Here is a 21,524-nt window from a genome sequence, read left to right on the forward strand (position 1 = left end):
GATGAATTTGCAGGAAACACCTTCACTCGTCCCAACTCAAATCGAGTTGCCATTGCAATGCATCGCGTCTGGCGAACCGTTCAGCGAAATCGCCGCAGATGGCTTTGTCCTCGGCGGCTTCACCTGGCGCCACGCTACCCGGGACACCACTCGTCCGGTCGTCATCATCAACGCCGCCACCTCCGTTCGTTGTCGCCATTACTCGCGCTTTGCCGACTACCTGTTCGCCCACGGCTTCGATGTCATCACCTATGACTACCGCGGCATCGGCGAGTCGCGGCCGGCATCGATCAAGGGGCTTCAAGCCTCGTGGACCGATTGGGGAGCGCTGGATTTCGAGGCGATGCTCAAGCGCGCACAGCGTGAGTTCCCCGGGCAGCCTGTCGATGTGGTCGGCCACAGCTTTGGCGGCTGTGCAGCGGGCCTGGGGGCGTCCGGGCACCTGATCCGGCGCCTGGTGACGGTCGGTGCGCAATTCGCCTACTGGCGCGACTATGCCCCGGCCCATCGCTGGCGCATGTTCGGCAAGTGGCATGTGCTGATGCCGCTGGTGACGATGATCTACGGCTACTTTCCGGGCAAACGCCTTGGCTGGCTGGAAGACACACCCGCCGGCGTAGTCCGTGACTGGAGCCTCTCCACTGCCCGCTACGAGAAACGCGCCAGCGGCCGCACAATCAACAAAACCGCCGGACAGCTGCCCTTTGCCGGCGTCACCGCGCAAACCCTGGCCATCAGCATTAGCGACGATCCCTACGGCACGGTCCCGGCCATCGAGCGCCTGCTCAGCTACTTCACCGGCAGCACAAACTCTCACCTGCGCATCCATCCCGAAGACATCGGCGAAGAAGAAGTCGGACATTTCGCCTTTTTTCGCAGCGCATACCAAGCCACACTATGGCCCATTGCATTGGCCTGGCTGCAAAACGGCGAACTGGCCCCCGATACCCCCGGGCGGCGAGTGCCACGCAGTTAGGCCTTTTGCCCTTTCAACGAATACGGAACGACGCCCATGGCCTCCGCCAACAAGCAGCACAAACGCGCCTCCCGCGCCAAGGCCAAGGCCAAGCAGAACCGCACCCAGCGGGCTGCCGCGCCGGTGGAGCTGGACCCGAACGACGATCGCATCGACTTCGAATCAGTGGACCTGACTGAACTGTTCAAGAAAATGATCGACGCCGAGAAGATCAGCCAGCAAGCCATGTGTACGGCCTTCCTGGAAGACCCGTTGCTGGAACTGGTGTACGAGCAGGAAGGCGAAGAAGGCGCGATGGACTTCATCCTTGCCGCGCTGATCGAGTATCGCCAATGGTCCACTGAAACCGACGAGGCCGGCGCCCTGGCGTGGATCGAATCACCGGCCTTCCAGGCTGACTACGTGGCGGCGTCCGACGCCATTGCCGCGCAAACCCAACAGAAACCGAACTGAGCTCCCATGGCCTCCCTGAACAAGCAACAGAAACGCGCCAAACGCGCAAAAGCCAAAGCCAAGCAGATCAATATCCACGGCCGCAAACCCGTCGCGCTGGACGATGACCTTGGCCACCTCGACGAGCCGATCCCGGAATACACCCTGACGATGTTCAGCAAAATGCGCGATGCGGAAGCCGTCGGCCGCAGCGAAATGCTCTCGGTGCTGCTGACGAACCTGGCCTTTATCATCATCGACCATCCAGAACTGCTGGACATGGAAAACGCCGACGACGAAGGCATGGCTGCCACCCATCTGGCCGCCGACATGCTGATCGACTACCGCATGTGGGCCGACGGCATGGACCGCGACGCCGCCCAGGCATGGCTGAGCGAGCCACAGTTCATTGCTGACTTCGGCGCTGCACTCGATGTCTACCGCGAGTCGCTGGAAGTACCGGAAGAAAAAGCCGAGTAAGGGTTACGGCTCAAACAAAAACGGCCGCTTGTCATCACTGACAGCGGCCGTTTTGCGTTACGCGGTATGGATCAGTTCAGCACCACCGCGCCACGTTTTTCCAGCTTGCGACGGCGAGCCACCAGCAAGCCGGCCGCTACCACCAGAGCACTGAGCAAGCCGGTCGCGAGGATTTCCACGCGATGGGCTTCCTGGAACAGCATGATGGTCAGGGCCGCGACGATGAACACGATCACCGCGTAGGTCAGGCCCGGGAACAGCCACATGCTGAAGACGATTTTCTCACCGCGAGCCATACGCTGTTTGCGCATGCGCAGTTGCGAGATCGCAATCACCAGATACACCAGCAGAGCAATAGCGCCGGAGCTGGCCAGCAGGAACTCGAACACCGCCGCCGGGGCCACGTAGTTGGCGAAAGTTGCCAGGAACGCGGCACCAGTGGACAGCATCACAGCCCAGTAAGGCGTACCACTTTTGTTGGTGCGGGTGGACAAGGCCGGCGCATCGCCGCGCTTGCCCAGGGAGAACAACATCCGCGACGAAGTGTAGAGCGCCGAGTTCAGGCAGCTGGTCACGGCGACCAACACCACGATGTCGACGATTATCTTGGCATTCGGGATGCCCATGCGTTCAAGCACAGTCTGGTAGGAACCCAGGCTTGCCAGTACCGGGTCGTTCCAAGGCACCAGAGCCACGACGATAAAGATCGATACGAGGTAGAACAAGCCGATCCGCCAGATGACCGAGTTGGTGGCCTTGGAGATTTGCTTGCCAGGGTTCTTCGATTCCGCGGCCGCGATGGTCACGATCTCGGTACCCATGAAGGAGAACATGGTGGTCAGGATGGCACCCAACACCGCGCCCATGCCGTTTGGCAGGAAGCCCTGGGTGTCGAACAGATGGGAAACGCCGCTGACCTGGCTGCCCGGCAGGAAGCCGAAGATCGCCATCAGGCCCAGAACAATGAAACCGATGATGGCCAACACTTTGATCAGGGCAAACCAGAACTCGAATTCACCGTAGTTCTTCACGCTGAACAGGTTGGTCACGGTCAGCAGCATCGTGATGACCAGGGCGAAGGCCCAGATGTCCACGCCAGGGAACCAGGCATGCAGGATGGTCGCGGCAGCGTTGGCCTCCAACGGGATCACCAGAACCCAGAACCACCAGTACAACCAGCCGATGGTGAAGCCGGCCCAGTGACCGATCGCGCGGTCGGCGTAAGTCGAAAACGAACCGGTGTCCGGCGCGGCAACGGCCATTTCGCCGAGCATGCGCATCACCAACACCACCAACATGCCGGCGGCGGCGTAAGCCAACAGAACAGCCGGACCTGCAGCGGCGATGGCGTGACCCGAGCCGACGAACAAGCCGGCACCGATAACCCCGGCAATCGACAGCATGGTCACATGACGCGGTTTGAGCCCCTGTTCGAGGCCGTTAGAGCTTTGGGTACTGCTCATTGAAACTACCTTTGTAAGGAAAAGCGAATGCGTGCATCCCGTTCAGCGATCCTTCTCGTAAAAAGAAGCCAACGGGGCGTTCTGGATTCTGCACGCAATAATTGCGCCAAAACATTTCAAAACCCTCTAGCCCGGCGATCTCGTCTTGACCGGACGGTCATCGCAACCCATTGAATTTAATAGCACTTCGCCAGAACGTTACCCTGCGACCCACTTTGCGGGGCGAATCAGCGCACCGGAAACACACACGAAAATGGCTCTATGCACATTAAAAGTGCGCAAGCAGTGCATTTGGCCGGATAGCGCTTCCAACACCCTGTCAAAGCTGGCAACATCGCGCCTTTTTTTGCGGCAGCCACCGCGCTTTTTATCGACAGGCAAGGTTCAAACGGCTGTTCGGTTGTTGATGGGGCGACAGTCTGCTGCGCCGATGCGACAACCTGCCACACGCCAGCCGTTTACCGTCCGTAGCGCTGTTGGCTGCCATTGAAACGCTATGCTAGGTTGGCCGCCTCGCCAGGAAGGCCRCCAACAGCAGGAGCGCAACATATATGAGGAACGCACATGGCTGAGGCCACGCCCGCGCTTGAAATCCGCAACTTGCACAAACGCTACGGTTCGCTGGAGGTGCTCAAAGGTATCTCGCTGACCGCCCGCGACGGCGATGTGATCTCGATCCTGGGTTCCTCCGGCTCCGGCAAGTCCACGTTCCTGCGTTGCATCAACCTGCTGGAAAACCCGCACCAGGGCCAGATCCTGGTGGCCGGCGAAGAACTCAAGCTCAAGGCCGCGAAGAACGGCGAACTGGTTGCCGCCGACGGCAAGCAGATCAATCGCCTGCGCAGCGAAATCGGTTTTGTGTTTCAAAACTTTAATCTGTGGCCGCACATGAGTGTGCTCGACAACATCATCGAAGCCCCGCGCCGCGTGCTCGGCCAGAGCAAGGCCGAAGCCATCGAAGTCGCCGAAGCCCTGCTGGCCAAGGTTGGTATCGCCGACAAGCGCCATGCCTACCCGGCGCAACTGTCCGGTGGCCAGCAACAACGGGCAGCCATCGCCCGCACCCTGGCCATGCAGCCCAAGGTCATCCTGTTCGACGAGCCCACCTCGGCGCTTGACCCGGAAATGGTCCAGGAAGTACTTAATGTCATCCGCGCGCTGGCCGAAGAAGGCCGCACCATGCTGCTCGTGACCCACGAAATGGGCTTCGCCCGTCAGGTCTCCAGCGAAGTGGTGTTCCTCCACCAGGGCCTGGTAGAAGAGCAAGGATCGCCACAGCAGGTGTTTGAAAACCCGCTTTCGGCGCGCTGCAAACAATTCATGTCCAGCAACCGCTAACGGAGCTACCCACATGCAGAACTACAAAAAGGTCTTCCTGGCTGCCGCCGTCACCCTGGCGTTCAGCGCCGGTGCCATGGCCGAAACCCTGAAGATGGGCATCGAAGCGGCTTACCCGCCGTTCAACAATAAAGATGCCAGTGGCAATGTCGTCGGCTTCGACAAAGAGATCGGCGACGCCCTGTGCGCCAAGATGAAAGTCGAGTGCACCGTTGTGACCTCCGACTGGGACGGCATCATCCCGGCCCTGAACGCCAAGAAGTTCGACTTCCTGATCTCCTCGATGTCGATCACCGACGAGCGCAAGCAAGCGGTGGACTTCACTGACCCGTACTACTCCAACAAGCTGCAGTTCATCGCCAAGAAAGACGTCGACTTCAAAACCGACAAGTCGGCGCTCAAAGGCAAGATTATCGGCGCCCAGCGCGCGACCCTGGCCGGCACCTTCCTGGAAGACCACTATGGTGACGACATCACCATCAAGCTCTACGACACCCAGGAAAACGCCTACCTCGACCTGACTTCCGGCCGCCTGGACGGCATCCTGGCCGACAAGTACGTCAACTACGAATGGTTGAAAAGCGACGCTGGCCGTAGCTACGAGTTCAAGGGCGACCCAGTGGAAGAAAGCGACAAGATCGGCATAGCTGTCCGTAAAAAGGACCCGATCCGCGAGAAGCTGAACACCGCGCTGAAAGAAATCGTCGCTGACGGCACCTACAAGAAAATCAACGACAAGTACTTCCCGTTCAGCATCTATTGATTCTGACCTGCCTGACCGGTGCCGCCCTCTGACGGCGCCGGTTCTCGGCCTTGCCTGCCGCGATTTGAAAAGAAATCCATGATTATCGACCTCTACGGATTCGGCCCGGCGCTCGCCGCTGGCGCGCTGATGACTGTGAAACTGGCACTCTCGGCCCTGTGCCTGGGGCTGGTGCTCGGTCTGCTCGGCGCCTTGGCCAAGACCTCCCCGTACAAGCCGCTGCAATGGCTTGGCGGCACTTACTCGACCCTGGTTCGCGGCATCCCGGAATTGCTCTGGGTGCTGTTGATCTACTTCGGCACGGTCAACCTGATGCGTGCCCTGGGCGAGTTCTTCGGCAACCCCGACCTTGAACTCAACGCCTTCGCCGCTGGCGTGATTGCGCTGGGCCTGTGCTTCGGTGCCTACGCCACGGAAGTGTTTCGCGGCGCGATCCTCGCCATCCCCAAAGGCCATCGTGAAGCCGGCGTGGCCCTGGGCCTGTCGAAATGGCGGATCTTCACCAGGTTGATCATGCCGCAAATGTGGCGCATCGCCCTGCCCGGCCTGGGCAACCTGTTCATGATCCTGATGAAAGACACCGCGCTGGTGTCGGTGATCGGCCTGGAAGAAATCATGCGTCACTCGCAAATCGGCGTGACCGTCTCCAAACAGCCGTTCACCTTCTATATGGTGGCCGCGTTCATGTACCTGGGCCTGACGGTGCTGGCGATGACTGGCATGCACTTCCTGGAAAAACGCGCCGCCCGCGGCTTCGCGAGGAGCACCCAATGAACTGGGAAGTCATCATCAAGTGGCTGCCGAAACTGGCCCAGGGTGCAACCTTGACCCTGGAACTGGTGGCCATTGCCGTGATCGCCGGTTTGCTGCTGGCGATTCCACTGGGCATCGCTCGCTCGTCGCGCCTGTGGTGGGTACGGGCATTTCCCTACGGCTACATCTTCTTTTTCCGTGGTACGCCGTTGCTGGTGCAGCTGTTCCTGGTCTACTACGGCCTGGCGCAGTTCGATGTGATCCGTAACAGCTCGATGTGGCCCTATCTGCGCGATCCATTCTGGTGCGCCACGGCGACCATGACCCTGCACACTGCGGCCTACATTGCGGAAATCCTGCGCGGCGCCATCCAGGCGATTCCACCGGGCGAGATCGAGGCGGCACGGGCGCTGGGCATGTCCAGACCCAAAGCGCTGTTCTACATCATCCTGCCGCGCGCCGCGCGCATCGGCCTGCCGGCCTACAGCAACGAAGTGATCCTGATGCTCAAGGCCAGCGCCCTGGCCAGTACCGTAACGTTGCTGGAACTGACCGGCATGGCCCGCACCATCATTGCCCGGACCTACCTGCCGGTGGAGATCTTCTTCGCCGCGGGCATGTTCTACCTGGTAATGGCCTATGTACTGGTGCGTGGCTTCAAGCTGCTGGAGCGCTGGTTGCGCGTCGATGCCTGCCAAGGGCGTTGAGGATTGCGTGTTGACGGGCGAGGCCCTGCTCGCCCGTTTCACCGCGCTGGATGCTTTTCTGACAGAGCATCAGGCACTGTGGAAACCTCGGCCGTTCACTCATCTACAGCTACCCTGGGAAGGGTCCTACCCGGATTTAGCCGCATGGCTACGTGAGCGAACGCTGGAAGACGCGGAAAACGCTCACAACCAACCCGCCCTCCTGAATGCACCGGAGCCCTTTGCTTCCTTGGCAATGATGTCCATTACCTTGAGTGCGGTGGATGAATTGCCTGCGCGCACACTCGAAGCGGCTGGCCATCGGTTGAACGTCGATGTGCCGGGGCGCAAATGGCAACAGATCGAAGCCTTCGCCAGTCGATTGCAGTTTTCCGAGGCACCGCGGCATTGGCTGGACTGGTGCTCGGGCAAGGGACATCTGGGGCGCCGCCTGCTGCAACCGGGGCAACAACTGACATGCCTGGAGTACGACCCGGCACTGGTCACCAGCGGCCAGGCACTCAGCCAACGTCATCACCTGCACGCGCTGCATATTGAACAGGATGTGCTCGCGGCAGACGCAGCTACTTTACTGAGTGCGTATCACACGCCCGTCGCGCTTCACGCCTGCGGTGATTTGCATGTGCGGCTGATTCAACTCGCCAGCGCGACAGGCTGCAAACAACTCGCCATTGCGCCGTGCTGCTACAACCGGATCAGTCTTGCCGAATACTCGCCGATTTCCTCGGCCGCCCAAGGTTCTGGTTTACAGCTTTCCCTCGACGACCTCGCGTTGCCCATGAGTGAAACCGTTACCGCCGGTGCCCGCGTGCGACGTCAACGCGACACCTCCATGGCCCGGCGTCTGGGCTTCGACTTGCTGCAACGGCAACTGCGGGGCATGGACGAGTACCTGCCAACCCCTTCCCTACCCAGCGCCTGGCTGGACAAACCCTTCGCCGATTACTGCCATCACCTGGCCGCACTTAAAGAGTTATCCACAATCGGCCCGCAAGATTGGCCAGCCCTAGAAGCCGCCGGTTGGCAGCGACTGGCCGAAGTGCGCAACCTTGAACTACTACGCGGACTTTTCCGACGCCCGCTGGAGCTTTGGCTGGTCCTTGACCGGGCACTTTTCCTCGCCGAGCAGAGCTACAGCGTCCGCGTCGGCACCTTTTGTGAAGCTCCGCTCACGCCGCGTAATTTCCTGCTCCTGGCCGAACACGCTTAAACACATACGACCTGTGGATAACTCTGTTGATGAAATTATCGTGGATCCAATATCCACGCCTGTTTCAGGGCTAAAACCATACTGTTCATTTTTTGTACACTCGGATAAAAAATCGAAAAAACAGGTATTTGCGGACAAATGAGAACGGATCCACAAATTCGACCTAAACCCAGTGCGCTGCCAATGGCATTGTGCATAAGCATTTAATGAAAACGACATAAATGCCTAATCCCGGACCGCAGACAGGGGAAATTGCACCGCTGCACTTCTCTTGATATACACAAACGCCAGGGCGCCAGCAGCGCGGCCACGAACAAGAACATTCTTCCGACAGGATGCGCCAGTGACGTTCATTTCTTACGCACAGAATTTCGAAGACATACGCCTGTGGCGCGCCCTCAAAACCGTCGAGAAGGGCTTCTACATCGACGTCGGCGCCAACCACCCGACCCATGACTCGGTCACCAAGGCGTTCTATGACCACGGCTGGACCGGCATCAACGTCGAACCGATGCCCAACTACTACGAAGCCTTGTGCCAGCAACGCCCCAAAGACACCAACCTGCAATGCGTGGCCGGCGAAAGCGCTGACAGCCTGACCTTCTACGGCATCGCCGGCACCGGCCTCTCGACCGTCGACCCGGCCATGGCCAAACTGCACAAAGACGCCGGCATGGACGTGCGCAGCCAAACCGTCCAATCCCGCACCCTGACCTCCATCTGCGAAGAACACGCCCAGGGCCGCGCCATTCACTTCCTGAAGATCGACGTCGAAGGCCACGAAGAGACCGTGCTGCGCGGCATGGACTTCACCCAGTGGCGGCCGTGGGTAATCCTCATCGAAACCCCGTGGGAGCGCGACCAGACCTGGGAAAGCCTCGTCACCGACGCCGGCTACCAATCCATCCTGTTCGACGGCATCAACACCTACTACCTCGCCGAAGAACACCTGAATCTCAAACCCGCCTTCGACATCCCGCCGTGCAACCTGGACGAGTTCCAGTTCTGCAAAGGCCACAACTTCAGCCACCCCGTCAGCGACGTTGAGCACCAACTCGCCGCCGCCCTGCAACGCGCCGAACAGGCCGAAGCACAGCTGCGCGCGATGCAAAACAGTAGAACCTGGCAAGCCATTCAGAAACTCAAGAAAACCCTGCTGCGCGCCTGACCTGAAGCTCGCGCAAAAATAGTCAGAATTCAGGGGTTTACAGAACCCATCCAATCGCTATAATCGTCGCCCTGACACGCCGGTATAGCTCAGATGGTAGAGCAACTGACTTGTAATCAGTAGGTCCCGGGTTCGATTCCTGGTGCCGGCACCATACAAGGTTCCAAAGAAGGCTTTCAAAATCTCTGGAACCCCCGAAAAACCCGCCTTCTGGCGGGTTTTTTCGTTTTGGCATTCCATCGGTTTCCGTCAGAAACTGGTGGATTCCAACCGTTTTAAGGGTAGAGTTTGGGATACAGGTCACTTCGATAAAAGGGAGTACCCTTATGTCGCGCACCACAGCTCCGCTTTCCGACGCAGCTTGCCGCTTGGCAAAATCTACAGACCGCGCCTACAAGCTTTTCGACGGCGATGGCCTCTATCTCCTAGTCCAACCCAATGGCCGCAAAGGCTGGCGGCTCCGTTACGTCAAACCTGACGGACGGGAAGGACTGACCTCGTTCGGCAACTACCCCGTCATTGGCCTCGCCGATGCGCGCCGCAAGCGCTTGGAAGTCAAGCGAATGCTGGCGGATGGCGTTGATCCTATAGAGACCAAGCACCAAGCTAAGGCGGAAGCCGTAATCAAAGGCAGAACCTTTGAAAGCGTTGCGCTCGACTGGCATACGGAAATGTCGGCCAAGTGGGCACCAGGCCATTCCAAGACAGTGATGAGCCGCCTCAAAACCCACGTATTCCCGCTGATCGGCGCACGCGCCATTGTTGATCTCGACACCCATGACCTTATGCAGCCCTTGGAAGCGATCAAGAAGCGCGGAACGATCGACGTTGCTTTAAGGGTACAAAACTACCTGCAGAGCATCATGCGCGAGGCAAAGCGCCTCCGGCTTATCACCATAAACCCTGCTTACGATCTCGAAGGCTCGATCAAAGCCCCGCGGGTGGTACATCGCCCCGCTCTACCCTTATCGCGACTGCCGGAACTGCAAGAGCGGATCGACACCTATAAAGGCCGGGCACTTACCCGTCTGACGGTGATGCTGTCGCTGCATGTGTTTGTACGATCCAGCGAGCTGCGTTTCGCACGCTGGAGCGAGTTCGACCTCAAGCGCGGCACCTGGGAGATACCGGACACTCGACCCGCGTTGGAGGGAGTACCCTTTTCCACAAGGGGTACGAAGATGGCAGGGGATATCCATTTAGTACCCTTATCGCCGCAAGCAGTGGCGCTACTCGAAAAAATCCATGCACTCACAGGCAAATTCGCATTGGTCTTCGCGGGGGATGCCAAACCTTGGAAGCCCATGTCCGAAAATACCGTGAACAACGCGCTTCGGACGATGGGATACGACACCAAAACCGATATCTGCGGGCATGGATTTCGTTCGATGGCCTGCAGCGCACTGATCGAATCAGGATTGTGGTCGGAGACGGCCATTGAACGGCAGATGAGCCACAAGGAGCGCAACAACGTCCGTGCCGCTTACATCCACAAGGCCGAGTTCATCGAGGAGCGCAGGCTGATCATGAACTGGTGGAGCCGGTACCTGGAGACCAACCGGCAGGAGCATGTCACTCCACACGAATTCGCGAACCAGACCGGAGCGAACGTCACTCGCCTAAAAGCAAAACGTGGCGCAACCGAGTAAGCGCTCGGTCTTCATATCTCAGTGATCCGCTTTTCCACGCGGGTCCATCCAAGCAGGGCTGCAAAGCCGCCCTGCTTGGATGGACCTCACTTAAAAAATCGAAAGCCCAAGTAACTGTCTGTGGAAAACCACTGATTTCCACCGTGGATAATTTCATCCACAGCCGCAGAACTCGCCGAAACTCGAGCCTTGACCCGAATTATCCACAGGCGTAGAAAAGATCGGGCAAAGCGCTGTCGTTGACAGCAACCCAGGTAGCCAGAACCTTTAAGGCTACGCCACACCGTGGTGGTTCTCCCAAAGTGCGATTAGCGTCCGGCAGCTCGCACGGTCACAGCGATGTGATGGATGCCTACTTTTATCAGTGTGCCCAGTGCGGCAACTCATCCCCTTTCATAGCTGCCCTGCAGCAACCTATCCGCTTGGCCATTTCATTGCGCCAACCTGCGCCCGTCTCTTTCTCCCGGAAAGAGACGGGCGCTCCTACCACTGCTGCAGCCCAACTCGTACAAGGGTTTGCGGCATTCCCCCTCGTGACAATCGGCGTGACAAACACCGAAATCACCAGCAACAGCGATGCAGATGATGGTGCCGCAGCCTAAGGAATGGACTGCACCTGACTGACAGTCAGGCATGCCCCGGTCATCACATCACTGCCTTCACCCGACTCAGGATCTCGCGGCGCTGGTCTCGTCAGCCGATGCGGCCCCCACCCGCCCACTTCCTCGGAAGTGTTCAGGAGGCCAGATCATGAGATACCCAAGCTCCCGGTCGTAAAGAGCCGCCAGTCCCGCGTTAGTGGACAACCCTCACAGGTCGCAGGGGCCTTGATCCCTGATAACACTCAACATTCTTGGCGGGATGACGTGGGGAAGGTTTTGAAGATTTGGCTTCGCGACGTGTTTGATCGGCATTAGTAGGCAGGCGAGACGGACGCAATTTCGGATGGGGTTGGCAACTTAGCTATGCCGGCCCGCAAGCATTACGTGATCTGTTCGGCGGCGGGCACTACGGTACGGTCAAAGCCCATAATGATCGGTGGCATGCGTTTGTGAAATGGTGCCGGTCGGAGGACGGGCCGGGGGTAAAACGATGCTCGGCTGATTGATCGGTAAACGTTGGTGGACTATCCGTGGACATCGTAAAGCTCCAAAGCGCTTTACGGGGCTAGCATGGAGGACTATTTTTGGAAAAGGCATTCTGCCATCAGGCAAGTCAACCTTGGCATACGAAGGAATCGAAAATGCAAGTGGCAGCACATGCAAACCATGCTTCATCTCTTCCGATCATCAGTCCTCTTGACAATTGGCTTTTATGCTTTGGCTTAGCTCATTACAGAATGCGGCCGCTGGGCAGCCTTGTTCTCTATACTAATTACCAATCAGCTCGGTAAAAAAAATGACTTCAAGAGAAGCTACCGAAGCTATCACCGGGTATTTCTACCAGTTCGACAAAACAATCCTAGAAATCCTTCAATCAACAAAAGATGACGATATAATTTGGGTCGAAGGGATTGAGGATATTGATATTACCTCGCACCTCGAATCAACGACAATTCAATGTAAGTATTATGCTGGTACAGAATACAATCACTCCATAATAAAACCTGCAATAATTTGGATGCTCAAGCACTTCAAATCAAACAATTGCAAACCAATGAACTACTTACTGTACGGCCACTATAAATCAGGACAACATAAATTAAACGAAGTTACAATAGAGCTACTCAAAGAAAGCTTCCTTACCACCAAAAAAACAAGAACCGTTGAGAACAACAAGAAAGAATCTTACATCGAAAAGGTGCATGAGGACCTCCAGGCCACAGACGCCGAACTTGAATCCTTTATCCACCTACTAAAAATTAATATTTATGCCCCCTCATTTAGCGAACAATATGACAATATAATAGGCTGCTTGATCAAAACGCTAAAAATAGGCCATGCTGAAGCAGAGTTATATCATTATAGTGCTGCCTTAAAAATAGTCAGAGACCTCGCAACCAAGGAGTTATTGGAAGATCGCTCAATCACTAAAAAAGATTTCATAGCCGGGATAAAACCCAAAGCGGAATTGTTTGACGCTTGGTTTATTAAGCGCAAAGGGCGCGATCAGTACATCAAGCTAATTCGATCTGAAAAGCTTGCAAGAGATTTGAATACCGACCCATACGACAGATTTTTTATTATCGATGCAACTGGAATCGATAAAATTGACGAACTTTCCGAGGTAGCGCGCGCGCTTGCAAAGAGCTGGGGGAAATTGTGGGCCCGAGCTGAGAGTCTATCATATTGCCCTGCATTGCACTTCCGCGGACTAACTAAAGAAACCTATGTAAGCCTCAAGCATAACCTCTATAAAAATAATTACAAGTTTGTAGATGGCCATCCATTCAAAGACTCTGTGCTTAATTCTGAAAGTTTTTATACCCCACGAACGAAAATCAATAAAATCCAGCTTCGTCTTGTCAATTCAATAGATGACTTAGAGGAGCTAGTACAAAGCTCCACAACAGTAGTGGAAATTTACGAATTCTACATTGACAAACCTCTCGATATAAATCACAAAGTAAAAATCACCCACATAAAAATTGAGCAATTTGACTACATGAACGGAATCTTAAAATGACTAAAGAGATAAACGCTGAAGTTGTTTCCGTCAGCCCAGATAAAATCCGGGTGGCCGTAACGGACCTTGAGTCCTTTCGGTTAGCCGATGATCACCTAAGGGTCGGCTCTTATTTACGAGTTTCCGACAATAATGATGTAGCACTAATTGCAGTTATTTGCAGTTTCTCTATTGAGGTAAGAGAAAACGGAGACAAAAACTATGTAATTGACGCGAACCCACTCGGTGTTGTATCAAAAGGTGAATTTACTCGAGGTGGAGACTCAATCGCAATTCCTCCCAAGTCAGTCTCACCGGCGCCACGAGAAGATATTGATGCCATATACCACCAAGGGCTAAAGGATAATAAAAAATTCGAATTTTCGAGACTTGCGCGCGCAGAGAGTATAAGGGTGCCAGTAGACGGAGATAAATTTTTCAACAAACACATAGGCGTAGTAGGATCGACCGGTTCTGGAAAGTCAAATACTGTGGCGACGATATTGCAGAAAGCGATATCTTCCAAAGCAGGCGAGTACAATGGCCTAAACAACTCGCACATTATTATTTTCGATATTCACGCCGAGTACGGAACTGCCTTTGACGCCGCCAACCAGTTAGACTCAGAAAGCATGATTATTCCCTATTGGCTTTTGAATAGCGAAGAGCTAGAAGAACTCTTTCTAGATGCTGGCGACAACAACAACTACAACCAATCTTCAATCCTTCGAGCAGTCATCACCCAGAATAAAAAGAAACATAACAAAGATGTAGCTAAAGTATTTTATGATAGCCCATTGAAATTCGACATCGACGAAGTACTTAACTGCCTCATAAATCTAAAAAACGAAACCGAGAATTACAAAGCACCCAATCGTTACATGATCGTCGGTGAAGACGGATGTAAAGATGATGGGAGCACCACCGCTGAAATGGGTGTATTTTTAGATGAGCATGAACGTTTCAATAAATACTTTGAGAAGGTTCACACATTTAGAGCACAGAAGAACTCCAACATCTCTAAAGGTGACTACGCCGACGGCACTCTAGACAAGTTTATATCCCGTTTCACGACTAAATACAGACAAGACCGGCTGAATTTCATTTTTGGCTCTAAAGCAAAGGAAATAACCTTCGAGCAAACGCTGAGGCAGTTTTTAGGTTATAAAGAAGGGCTTGAATCCAACGTAACAATTATCGACCTTAGCGGTGTCCCATTTGAAGTATTGAGCATCACAGTATCTTTGATCTCTCGGCTACTGTTTGACTTCGGCTACAACTATAAGCGTCAAGCTCCCCTTGGGTCAGACCATAAAATACCCATACTTTTGGTTTTCGAAGAGGCGCATAAGTATGTACCAAAAAGTGATCTTGCCAGATTCAGAGCGTCTCGAAATTCGATTGAAAGAATTGCAAAGGAAGGACGCAAGTATGGTGTGACCTTGCTTCTAGCCAGTCAGAGACCATCGGAAATTTCAGAAACAATTTTTTCTCAATGTAGTAATTTTGTAGCGATGAGGTTAACCAATCCCGACGATCAAAACTACGTTAGAAAAATTCTACCCGATACTTTTGGGAGCTTGACATCCAACCTTTCATCTCTTCAAACGGGTGAGGCACTCTTAATGGGTGATGCTTCAGTACTACCTTCCCTTGTTAAGATCGATCAGACAGAGAGGCCTCCGTCATCGAAAGATATTCCATATTTGGATATATGGGCTAAGGAATGGGAGCAATTTGACTTTACGGCCTTTTCAAAAAATTGGAGGTAGTCCGTATCTGAACCTCCCCCGTCTGATGCAGCTGGGGAGGTTGCCGACGCCCTCAACTATATCTGCATGTTAGTGAGGTATACAAAGGGATAGAAATTTGTCATATCATAAAAAGCGCCAATCACATCAACAAGTTAGTTTCGCTTCGACTCCTGGTGCCGCACCATACAAAACAAAGCCCTCGTAGAAATACGAGGGCTTTGTTGCTTCTATGGTTTGGAAACTCGCTGGAAGCTGCCACATTGCTGCGATAAGCCTATCTTCATCGACAGACTAAACATTGCTCGCGCACCTACCCGTTACAAATTCACGTCAGCGCGACGTTGACGGGCTCTTGCTCCTACCTATAATGCACCCCAACACACCCGCCAAGCCTAGGTTGACCCAGTCAACAAGCTCAAATCGTGCGGGTTTTTTTTGCCTGGAGAAAGCTACATGAGGCCCTTCGACAAACCGGCCCTCAGCGTAGAACAGCAATTGGAACTGCTAAAGCAACGAGGCCTGCGAATCGCCAATGACGACCGAGCCATGCGTTTCCTCGAAGTGGTCACGCTGTTTCGCCTGAGCCCCTACATGCGCCCCTTCCAGGAGCAAGGGCCGGAGCATACCTTCAAGCCCGGTAGTACACTGAAGGCCGTCGTAGACATCTACCGCTTCGATGGTTCGTTGCGACGCATAACCATGGATGCCATCGAACGTGTCGAAGTCGCCATGCGAGCGACAATTAGCAATCACATGTGCCCCAAATATGGACCTGACTGGATAGCTGACGCATCACTCTTCTCCTCGTCATACCCGCATGACAATCTACTGCGCCCTCTGCGAGATCAACTGAACAAGGAACGGAATAAGCTTGGACGTGAGATTGATCGCATCAAAAAAAGCAGTCAGGGTGATGGAGTCCAGCAACAACGGATTGAAAATCGCATGCGCGATAACTATTTCCGATTCTACGGGTCGACTTATGCCCACCCTGAGTTGCCGCCCGCCTGGGCTGTTCTGGAAGAACTCAGCCTTGGAACGGTATCCACCCTCTTCAACGCCATAGGCAAAAGTGCCGACAAGAAATCGATTGCTGGCAGATTCAACCTGCCCTTCGAAGTATTGGCTTCCTGGCTCCACACCCTGACCTTCATCCGAAACTGCTGCGCCCACCACTCACGGTTATGGAACCGAGAGCTCTCAATTCGACCATCCTTACCAAAAGAATGGGTCATTCCGAATGCACCTGGCGACTGGCCTCAGCCTAAGCAGCGTCTGTACATCGTATTGACGATGCTGGCCTATCTAACCGACCTGATCAGTCCAGACAGCCAATGGAAGCTTCGCCTGGCCGAAATCATGGATCAGCAGGAACCGGGCTATTTGAGACTCATGGGATTTCCAAATGATTGGAAACGTCAGCAGCAATGGTGTTTGGAGTAAGGAAGCCAGAAATCGTGGTTTGTACCCCGAAGAAGCACAGACCTCGTCCTGATTGAGCTTATCGTGTGGCTCCTCCAGAGGTCTTGATAGTCGAATCGACTGCGATAATCGTCCTCACGTGTGAGGCCCTGAGGAAACCTAATCTTCCCGAAACATACCGTTCGTCTGGCGGGCACCACACAAAACGAAGCCCTCATAGCAACACGAGGGCTTTGATGTTTCCGGGGTTTGGAAAAGCGCTTTTAGTGTCCCGCGCTCTGACCACCGTCCACGTGCAGGATTTCGCCGGTAACGAACTTGGCGCCGTCCAGATACACGACCGCTTGCGCAATATCATCGATCTCGCCCATGTGCCCGACCGGGTGCAGATTGCCCAGTGCGGCGTGGGTTTCTTCGCCGTGCATCGGGGTCTTGATGATGCCCGGGCTGACGGCGTTCACCCGGATCCCGCGCTTGGCGTATTCGATGGCCAGGGATTTGGTTGCCGCGTTGAGGCCGCCTTTGGTTAGCGAAGCCAATACCGATGGCACGCCGTCGATGGCGTGGTCCACCAGGCTGGTGGTGATGTTGACGACGTGGCCGCTGCCCTGTTTTTCCATCTCGGCGATGGCGAGTTGGGTGATGTAGAAGAAGCCGTTGACGTTCACCGACAACACATTGGCGTAGTCTTCTGCGGTGTACGCGGTGAACGGCTTGGCGATGAAGATCCCGGCGTTGTTGACCAGGGTGTCGATGCGACCGAAGCGAGACATCGCTTCACGGATGACGCGCTGGGCGGTTTCCGGCTCGCCGATGTCACCGGCCACGGTGAGAATGTCCGGATCGGTGGACGGCTTGATCGAACGCGAAGTGGCGACGATCCGGTAACCGAGTTCACGAAAGGCTTTGACCATACCGTCGCCGAGACCTTGGGATGCGCCGGTGATAACGATGACTTTTTTCGAAATACTCATGATGAAGACCTCTGACAATAAAAAGTGGGGTAGAAAATCTGTAATCAGGCTTCGGCCGGTGCCTTGGCCATTTGTCTCAACATCTGTTCGTAGTACTCGACCGATTGCGAACCGGACACCAGGTGATGACCGTTCAGCACCATGGCCGGGACCGAATTGATGCCGCGCTGCTGGTAGTACGCTTCAAGCTCTCGCACCTCATCGGCGAACGCACCGGACGCCAGCACCTCTTGTGCACTTGCCCCATCCAGCCCCGCTTCAGTCGCCAGACGCACCAGCGTCGACTGATCACTCGGGTTCTGGCCTTCGCTGAAGTAGGCCTGTAGCAGCACCTTCTTCAGCTCGACTTGCCGGCCTTCCTGCAACGCCCACAGCAACAACCGGTGTGCATCGAAGGTGTTGTAGAAGTGCGTGCGCTTTTCCAGATCGAACTTGAAGCCGATGGCCTCGCCGCGAGCGATTTGCATGGCCTTGCCGGCGGCGACGTCGTCGGCTGTTCTCCCGTACTTGCGCATCAAGTGCTCGACCGCTTGCTCACCTTCGGCCGGCATGTTCGGGTTCAACTCGAACGGCTTGTAGGTCAGCTCAACCGAGACTTCCCCGGCCACGTTCTCGATCGCCTGCTCCAGCGCCGTCGCCCCCAGTGCGCACCAGGGGCACACCACATCGGAGATGAAATCGATGGTGACGGAGGACGTCATGACTGCCCCTCCGCCTCGGCCAGCTGCTTGCGGTACTGGGTGGTGGTGATGCCGGCGTAACCCCAGTTATCGGTGTCGACTTCCTCGATCACGATGTGGGTCAGGTCAGGGCGTTTATTGAGGACGCGCTCCAGTGTTTCAGTGATCTCGGCAATCACCTGAGCTTTCTGCTCAGTGGTAACACCATCGCGGGTGATGCGTACGGTTACGAAAGGCATGAGGGAAACTCCAGTGACCTTCCCGTCGGGATGATGGGAGAGGCGTTGGAGATGAATGTATGGGGTTGGCGGGAGGGGATAAAGGTGGGGGCGGGAACTTCATTCGTTACGTGGCGTAATGAATGAATAAGCCCTGTTGGCCAAGATCGTAGGTTGCGAATCGCCCTGCCCCACGCTAGGCTGCCCACATCGCTGCAAAATCAGCGACCGGGTTTGGCGACCCGACCCAAACAATAGGCGCACAGGCGCCACCATAACGATTGCTGGCGTTTTTTTTCGCTCGTATTTTCCCGTTATGGTAGCTGTGCGCGGGAGACCTTTGGGTCTGCCGGGTTCCTATTGTCCCGGTTCGCCAACCTGCGCACAGCTGCCACCCATAATCGTTTGGCGACGGTTCGTGGCAGTTCCTCAACGATAGGAGCTAGACCATGTATAAAATTGATTCGTCCAAAATCTGTGTTTTCACGTTCTTTGTATCCACACCGGCCTTTCTTCGAAGGCATGCAAATACTCGATTCCTCCCAACCAGCGGAGGTGCCCAATGACCAATCCCCAAGATCTGAAAACCATCGGCCTCACCCACTTCTCCTTCCACGCCAACGAACCGCTGTTTCGCGTCAACACTGGCGTCCCGGTTATCCAGGCTCTCTACCACGCTTCCGATCTACTCCACATCGCCAAGCTGCTCGCATCAGACGCGGCCATGGTTCGCGATACCGACCGCTATGCCTGGGCGTCGCATTTTTTGCAGGATATGAGTAAGGCGATCATCGATGATGTGGTGAAGGTGTTGGATGCGCCGATGAACAATCGCTGTCAGTAACGTCGTCACGCAGACCCGGTGTGTGAAAAAGAAAAAGCCCCGAATCGTTCGGGGCTTTCTCGTTTCGGCTCACGTGCTTTAGCCGACGTAGTGCTTGAATTCATTATTGTCGCGAATGAGTAACTGCATCAGCTTCGGATGAATGAAAAGTTTCTCCTTGCCCACCTGAATCTCTTCCAGAACTCCAATGGCGACCAGTTCTTTGAGGTGACGTGATGCAGCCTGCCGTTGTGCAACTTTCTTGTCGACCACGTTACTGATGCGGCAGTAGGGCTGCTCGAAGATGACATCAACCAACTCACGCGAATAGGTTTTGGGTAGCTGATCACGTACGAACTGAGTGGTGTGTTCGGACAATGCGCGGATAGCGGCAATCTTGGCTGTGGTCCACCGAGCAGTTTCTTCTACTGCACTCAACATAAACAGCAACCATGGCTCCCACGCCTGTTTGGTCGTCACCTCCAGCAGGAGCCGGTAGTAATCGGCACGTTGGGCAATGATGTAGCGACTAAGGTAGAGGATCGGCAGGTTCAGCAGACCTTCCTGGATCAAGAACAACGTATTGAGGACGCGCCCCGTCCGGCCGTTGCCGTCAACAAAAGGATGAATGGCTTCAAATTGGTAGTGCCCGACTGCCATACGAACGAGGGGGTCGAGATCAGTTTCGTTGTGCAGAAAACGCTCCCAGTTGGCGAGGAGATTGCGCAGGTGCTCCTCCCCTTCTGGCGGGGTGTAGATAACTTCACCCGTTCGGTCATTCGCAAGCTGTGTTCCCGGCGTACGGCGGATATCCAGTTGTGCGCCCTTCAGCGTGCGGCAGATCTCTACAGCGGTGTTGGTCGATAGCGGTCTTTCCGTTAGAGACCGGAAGCCTTGATTGAGCGCTGTTCGATAGCGCAACGCTTCCTTGGTCGCAGGGTCGGCATGGTTTTCCGTGTCTTGGGCATGCTGGAACAGCAAATCCGTGGTGGTAACGATACTTTCTATTTCCGAGCTGTCTTTGGCTTCCAGCAGGGGAATTGTATTGATCAAGACCGTCTGGTTCGGAATCAACTCTGCTGCCTGTTTCAACTCGGCCAATGCGGTGCGTGCCTCAATACATTTTTTGAGGACTGCACGTGTTTCCAGCTCAGTTCCTGGTGGTAGCAGCGGAAGTTGGTTATATGGCCTGTCAGCCTGCCATGGCAGCGGTTCATTCATGGATGCGACCCTGATCATTTTGTATGTTTTTTGAGCAGAAGAAGGCTTCTCTCATGTCGCCAGTGTAGACATGAGGCCTTAACGTGTCGCAATTTTTCACTTTTTGCGACACGTCTTCCGAACATGTCGCCGCGGACGACACGTTCGAAAGACGTGTTACCGAAATCGAGTTTCGGCGACATGAGGCATCCAACAAAAAAAATCGCAGCCTGAGGGGCTGCGTTTTTTTGTGACGGGGGCCGGAAACACCGCAATCATTGAGCTGAAATCGACTGATTAGTACCCCAACGCTGCAAGTACATGCTCCGGGTCGTTATGAATTGCTCGTAACAGTGCTCGGGCCGGCCCCTCAGGATCACGACGTCCTTGCTCCCAATTACGTAACGTTCCCACGGGAACATCAATTCGCTTGGCAAACGCGGCCTGGGAAAGTCCCGTGGCGAGACGAATTTTTTTGACCTGTGCAGCATCGACATGGAATTCACGCGATGGCTGCCGCTCACCACGGTCGATCTCATCCATCTGCGTCATGCTTTCAACAAGACGATCGAAGAGATTTTTTTCCATTATTTCCATCCTTTATTGATGGCACAAAGAACTGCTTTTTCTCTATCCGAAAGGGTGTCTTGAATCCCTTTCCGGTAAATCAGTAGCAAACGTATCTGAAAAGCAGAGGTTACGTGATAGTAGATCACCCTTACGCCACCGCTTTTGCCCCTGCCATGTGCGGCCCAGCGGATTTTTCTAAGCCCGCCAGTGCCCTCGATCAAAGCGCCAGCTTCGGGATGTTCGGCGAGATACTGCTGAAATTCTCCATATTCGTGATCACCCAGATGACTTGGAAGGTCAGCGGTAAAAATGGGCGTTTCTACGAAGATCATGCAGTCCC

General features: G+C 55.0%; 21 protein-coding genes, 1 tRNA gene and 1 pseudogene. 16 read left to right on the top strand and 7 right to left on the bottom strand.

The genetic code is table 11. The annotated features are described in order from the left end of the window. The first annotated feature begins 1 nt into the window (after position 1). Genes AC1D1M_RS10280 through AC1D1M_RS10290 form a run of 3 tightly spaced genes read left to right on the top strand, consistent with a single transcriptional unit; the run spans position 2 to position 1,888 of the window. Positions 2 to 976 (top strand): alpha/beta hydrolase family protein, encoded by a 975-nt coding sequence (locus tag AC1D1M_RS10280; RefSeq protein ID WP_477775543.1) that lies wholly within the window; start codon positions 2 to 4, stop codon positions 974 to 976. 36 nt (positions 977 to 1,012) lie between these two features. After that, positions 1,013 to 1,429, top strand: coding sequence for a hypothetical protein (locus tag AC1D1M_RS10285; protein ID WP_008018998.1), 417 nt, complete (start codon positions 1,013 to 1,015; stop codon positions 1,427 to 1,429). Between the two features lie 6 nt (positions 1,430 to 1,435). After that, on the top strand, positions 1,436 to 1,888 hold the full coding sequence (locus tag AC1D1M_RS10290) for a hypothetical protein (protein ID WP_477775544.1): 453 nt from the start codon (positions 1,436 to 1,438) through the stop codon (positions 1,886 to 1,888). 71 nt (positions 1,889 to 1,959) lie between these two features. Here AC1D1M_RS10290 and gabP read toward each other — a convergent pair whose 3' ends face one another. Continuing rightward, on the bottom strand, positions 1,960 to 3,351 hold the full coding sequence (gene gabP, locus AC1D1M_RS10295) for a GABA permease (RefSeq protein WP_477775545.1): 1,392 nt from the start codon (positions 3,349 to 3,351) through the stop codon (positions 1,960 to 1,962). Between the two features lie 564 nt (positions 3,352 to 3,915). Here gabP and AC1D1M_RS10300 point away from each other — a divergent pair. The 12 genes and pseudogenes from AC1D1M_RS10300 to AC1D1M_RS10355 all read left to right on the top strand — a co-directional run bounded on the left by AC1D1M_RS10300 (position 3,916) and on the right by AC1D1M_RS10355 (position 16,740). Further along, a complete protein-coding gene (locus AC1D1M_RS10300; RefSeq protein WP_007972784.1) occupies positions 3,916 to 4,689 on the top strand; it encodes an ABC transporter ATP-binding protein in 774 nt (257 codons plus the stop codon). 13 nt (positions 4,690 to 4,702) lie between these two features. Further along, complete coding sequence (locus AC1D1M_RS10305; RefSeq protein WP_477775546.1) at positions 4,703 to 5,452, top strand: ABC transporter substrate-binding protein; 750 nt, start codon at positions 4,703 to 4,705, stop codon at positions 5,450 to 5,452. 78 nt (positions 5,453 to 5,530) lie between these two features. Beyond that, positions 5,531 to 6,226, top strand: a complete 696-nt coding sequence (locus AC1D1M_RS10310; protein ID WP_477775547.1) for an ABC transporter permease — start codon at positions 5,531 to 5,533, stop codon at positions 6,224 to 6,226. After that, a complete protein-coding gene (locus AC1D1M_RS10315; protein WP_477775548.1) occupies positions 6,223 to 6,912 on the top strand; it encodes an ABC transporter permease in 690 nt (229 codons plus the stop codon). Before AC1D1M_RS10310 ends, AC1D1M_RS10315 begins: the two co-directional genes overlap by 4 nt. Further along, positions 6,893 to 8,122, top strand: coding sequence for a methyltransferase (locus AC1D1M_RS10320; RefSeq protein WP_477775549.1), 1,230 nt, complete (start codon positions 6,893 to 6,895; stop codon positions 8,120 to 8,122). Before AC1D1M_RS10315 ends, AC1D1M_RS10320 begins: the two co-directional genes overlap by 20 nt. Positions 8,123 to 8,465: 343 nt before the next feature. Further along, the gene (locus AC1D1M_RS10325) at positions 8,466 to 9,290 is read left to right on the top strand and encodes an FkbM family methyltransferase (RefSeq protein WP_477775550.1); all 825 of its coding nucleotides are present in this window, start codon (positions 8,466 to 8,468) and stop codon (positions 9,288 to 9,290) included. Between the two features lie 78 nt (positions 9,291 to 9,368). Continuing rightward, positions 9,369 to 9,444, top strand: a tRNA-Thr gene (locus AC1D1M_RS10330). Between the two features lie 172 nt (positions 9,445 to 9,616). Next, the gene (locus tag AC1D1M_RS10335) at positions 9,617 to 10,939 is read left to right on the top strand and encodes a tyrosine-type recombinase/integrase (RefSeq protein ID WP_477775551.1); all 1,323 of its coding nucleotides are present in this window, start codon (positions 9,617 to 9,619) and stop codon (positions 10,937 to 10,939) included. A gap of 910 nt (positions 10,940 to 11,849) precedes the next feature. Continuing rightward, positions 11,850 to 12,051, top strand: a pseudogene (locus AC1D1M_RS10340) (integrase domain-containing protein); the annotation flags it as partial. A 286-nt stretch (positions 12,052 to 12,337) separates the two neighbouring features. Beyond that, positions 12,338 to 13,564, top strand: coding sequence for a DUF4297 family anti-phage-associated protein (locus tag AC1D1M_RS10345; RefSeq protein ID WP_477775552.1), 1,227 nt, complete (start codon positions 12,338 to 12,340; stop codon positions 13,562 to 13,564). Continuing rightward, complete coding sequence (gene herA / locus AC1D1M_RS10350) at positions 13,561 to 15,315, top strand: anti-phage-associated helicase HerA (protein WP_477775553.1); 1,755 nt, start codon at positions 13,561 to 13,563, stop codon at positions 15,313 to 15,315. Before AC1D1M_RS10345 ends, herA begins: the two co-directional genes overlap by 4 nt. A gap of 435 nt (positions 15,316 to 15,750) precedes the next feature. Next, positions 15,751 to 16,740, top strand: coding sequence for an Abi family protein (locus tag AC1D1M_RS10355; protein WP_477775554.1), 990 nt, complete (start codon positions 15,751 to 15,753; stop codon positions 16,738 to 16,740). A gap of 242 nt (positions 16,741 to 16,982) precedes the next feature. Here the strand turns inward: AC1D1M_RS10355 and AC1D1M_RS10360 are convergent, their stop codons facing one another. From AC1D1M_RS10360 to AC1D1M_RS10370, 3 genes are read right to left on the bottom strand one after another with little or no spacing between them, the layout of a single operon-like run. Then, entirely contained in the window at positions 16,983 to 17,693 is a 711-nt protein-coding gene (locus AC1D1M_RS10360; RefSeq protein WP_150726491.1) for an SDR family NAD(P)-dependent oxidoreductase, read from the bottom strand. Between the two features lie 44 nt (positions 17,694 to 17,737). Further along, entirely contained in the window at positions 17,738 to 18,394 is a 657-nt protein-coding gene (locus AC1D1M_RS10365) for a DsbA family oxidoreductase (protein WP_477775555.1), read from the bottom strand. Further along, positions 18,391 to 18,612 (bottom strand): tautomerase family protein, encoded by a 222-nt coding sequence (locus AC1D1M_RS10370; RefSeq protein ID WP_008046542.1) that lies wholly within the window; start codon positions 18,610 to 18,612, stop codon positions 18,391 to 18,393. Before AC1D1M_RS10370 ends, AC1D1M_RS10365 begins: the two co-directional genes overlap by 4 nt. A gap of 541 nt (positions 18,613 to 19,153) precedes the next feature. On the opposite strand from AC1D1M_RS10370, the gene AC1D1M_RS10375 reads away from it, so the two are divergent. Continuing rightward, positions 19,154 to 19,435: a DUF3077 domain-containing protein gene (locus tag AC1D1M_RS10375; RefSeq protein WP_223443159.1), complete on the top strand. Its 282-nt coding sequence runs from the start codon at positions 19,154 to 19,156 to the stop codon at positions 19,433 to 19,435. Positions 19,436 to 19,513: 78 nt separating this feature from the next. On the opposite strand, the gene fic is transcribed toward AC1D1M_RS10375, so the two are convergent. The 3 genes from fic to AC1D1M_RS10390 all read right to left on the bottom strand — a co-directional run bounded on the left by fic (position 19,514) and on the right by AC1D1M_RS10390 (position 21,516). Next, a complete protein-coding gene (gene fic, locus AC1D1M_RS10380) occupies positions 19,514 to 20,635 on the bottom strand; it encodes a protein adenylyltransferase Fic (RefSeq protein ID WP_477775556.1) in 1,122 nt (373 codons plus the stop codon). Positions 20,636 to 20,911: 276 nt separating this feature from the next. Beyond that, positions 20,912 to 21,202 (bottom strand): helix-turn-helix domain-containing protein, encoded by a 291-nt coding sequence (locus tag AC1D1M_RS10385; protein WP_150672292.1) that lies wholly within the window; start codon positions 21,200 to 21,202, stop codon positions 20,912 to 20,914. Next, positions 21,202 to 21,516 (bottom strand): hypothetical protein, encoded by a 315-nt coding sequence (locus AC1D1M_RS10390; protein WP_477775557.1) that lies wholly within the window; start codon positions 21,514 to 21,516, stop codon positions 21,202 to 21,204. Before AC1D1M_RS10390 ends, AC1D1M_RS10385 begins: the two co-directional genes overlap by 1 nt. Between the last annotated feature and the right edge of the window lie 8 nt (positions 21,517 to 21,524).

It is taken from the genome of Pseudomonas sp. P1_F7 (assembly GCF_056405655.1).

Excerpts from the sequence above, each read along its gene's own strand:
- AC1D1M_RS10345 (WP_477775552.1), top strand. The coding sequence starts at position 12,338 with ATGACTTCAAGAGAAGCTACCGAAGCTATCACCGGGTATTTCTACCAG.
- AC1D1M_RS10310 (WP_477775547.1), top strand. The coding sequence starts at position 5,531 with ATGATTATCGACCTCTACGGATTCGGCCCGGCGCTCGCCGCTGGCGCG.
- AC1D1M_RS10280 (WP_477775543.1), top strand. The coding sequence starts at position 2 with ATGAATTTGCAGGAAACACCTTCACTCGTCCCAACTCAAATCGAGTTG.
- AC1D1M_RS10305 (WP_477775546.1), top strand. The coding sequence starts at position 4,703 with ATGCAGAACTACAAAAAGGTCTTCCTGGCTGCCGCCGTCACCCTGGCG.
- AC1D1M_RS10355 (WP_477775554.1), top strand. The coding sequence starts at position 15,751 with ATGAGGCCCTTCGACAAACCGGCCCTCAGCGTAGAACAGCAATTGGAA.
- AC1D1M_RS10320 (WP_477775549.1), top strand. The coding sequence starts at position 6,893 with ATGCCTGCCAAGGGCGTTGAGGATTGCGTGTTGACGGGCGAGGCCCTG.
- fic (WP_477775556.1), bottom strand. The coding sequence starts at position 20,635 with ATGAATGAACCGCTGCCATGGCAGGCTGACAGGCCATATAACCAACTT.
- gabP (WP_477775545.1), bottom strand. The coding sequence starts at position 3,351 with ATGAGCAGTACCCAAAGCTCTAACGGCCTCGAACAGGGGCTCAAACCG.
- AC1D1M_RS10315 (WP_477775548.1), top strand. The coding sequence starts at position 6,223 with ATGAACTGGGAAGTCATCATCAAGTGGCTGCCGAAACTGGCCCAGGGT.
- AC1D1M_RS10385 (WP_150672292.1), bottom strand. The coding sequence starts at position 21,202 with ATGGAAAAAAATCTCTTCGATCGTCTTGTTGAAAGCATGACGCAGATG.
- herA (WP_477775553.1), top strand. The coding sequence starts at position 13,561 with ATGACTAAAGAGATAAACGCTGAAGTTGTTTCCGTCAGCCCAGATAAA.
- AC1D1M_RS10335 (WP_477775551.1), top strand. The coding sequence starts at position 9,617 with ATGTCGCGCACCACAGCTCCGCTTTCCGACGCAGCTTGCCGCTTGGCA.
- AC1D1M_RS10300 (WP_007972784.1), top strand. The coding sequence starts at position 3,916 with ATGGCTGAGGCCACGCCCGCGCTTGAAATCCGCAACTTGCACAAACGC.
- AC1D1M_RS10290 (WP_477775544.1), top strand. The coding sequence starts at position 1,436 with ATGGCCTCCCTGAACAAGCAACAGAAACGCGCCAAACGCGCAAAAGCC.
- AC1D1M_RS10365 (WP_477775555.1), bottom strand. The coding sequence starts at position 18,394 with ATGACGTCCTCCGTCACCATCGATTTCATCTCCGATGTGGTGTGCCCC.
- AC1D1M_RS10285 (WP_008018998.1), top strand. The coding sequence starts at position 1,013 with ATGGCCTCCGCCAACAAGCAGCACAAACGCGCCTCCCGCGCCAAGGCC.
- AC1D1M_RS10360 (WP_150726491.1), bottom strand. The coding sequence starts at position 17,693 with ATGAGTATTTCGAAAAAAGTCATCGTTATCACCGGCGCATCCCAAGGT.
- AC1D1M_RS10370 (WP_008046542.1), bottom strand. The coding sequence starts at position 18,612 with ATGCCTTTCGTAACCGTACGCATCACCCGCGATGGTGTTACCACTGAG.
- AC1D1M_RS10375 (WP_223443159.1), top strand. The coding sequence starts at position 19,154 with ATGACCAATCCCCAAGATCTGAAAACCATCGGCCTCACCCACTTCTCC.
- AC1D1M_RS10390 (WP_477775557.1), bottom strand. The coding sequence starts at position 21,516 with ATGATCTTCGTAGAAACGCCCATTTTTACCGCTGACCTTCCAAGTCAT.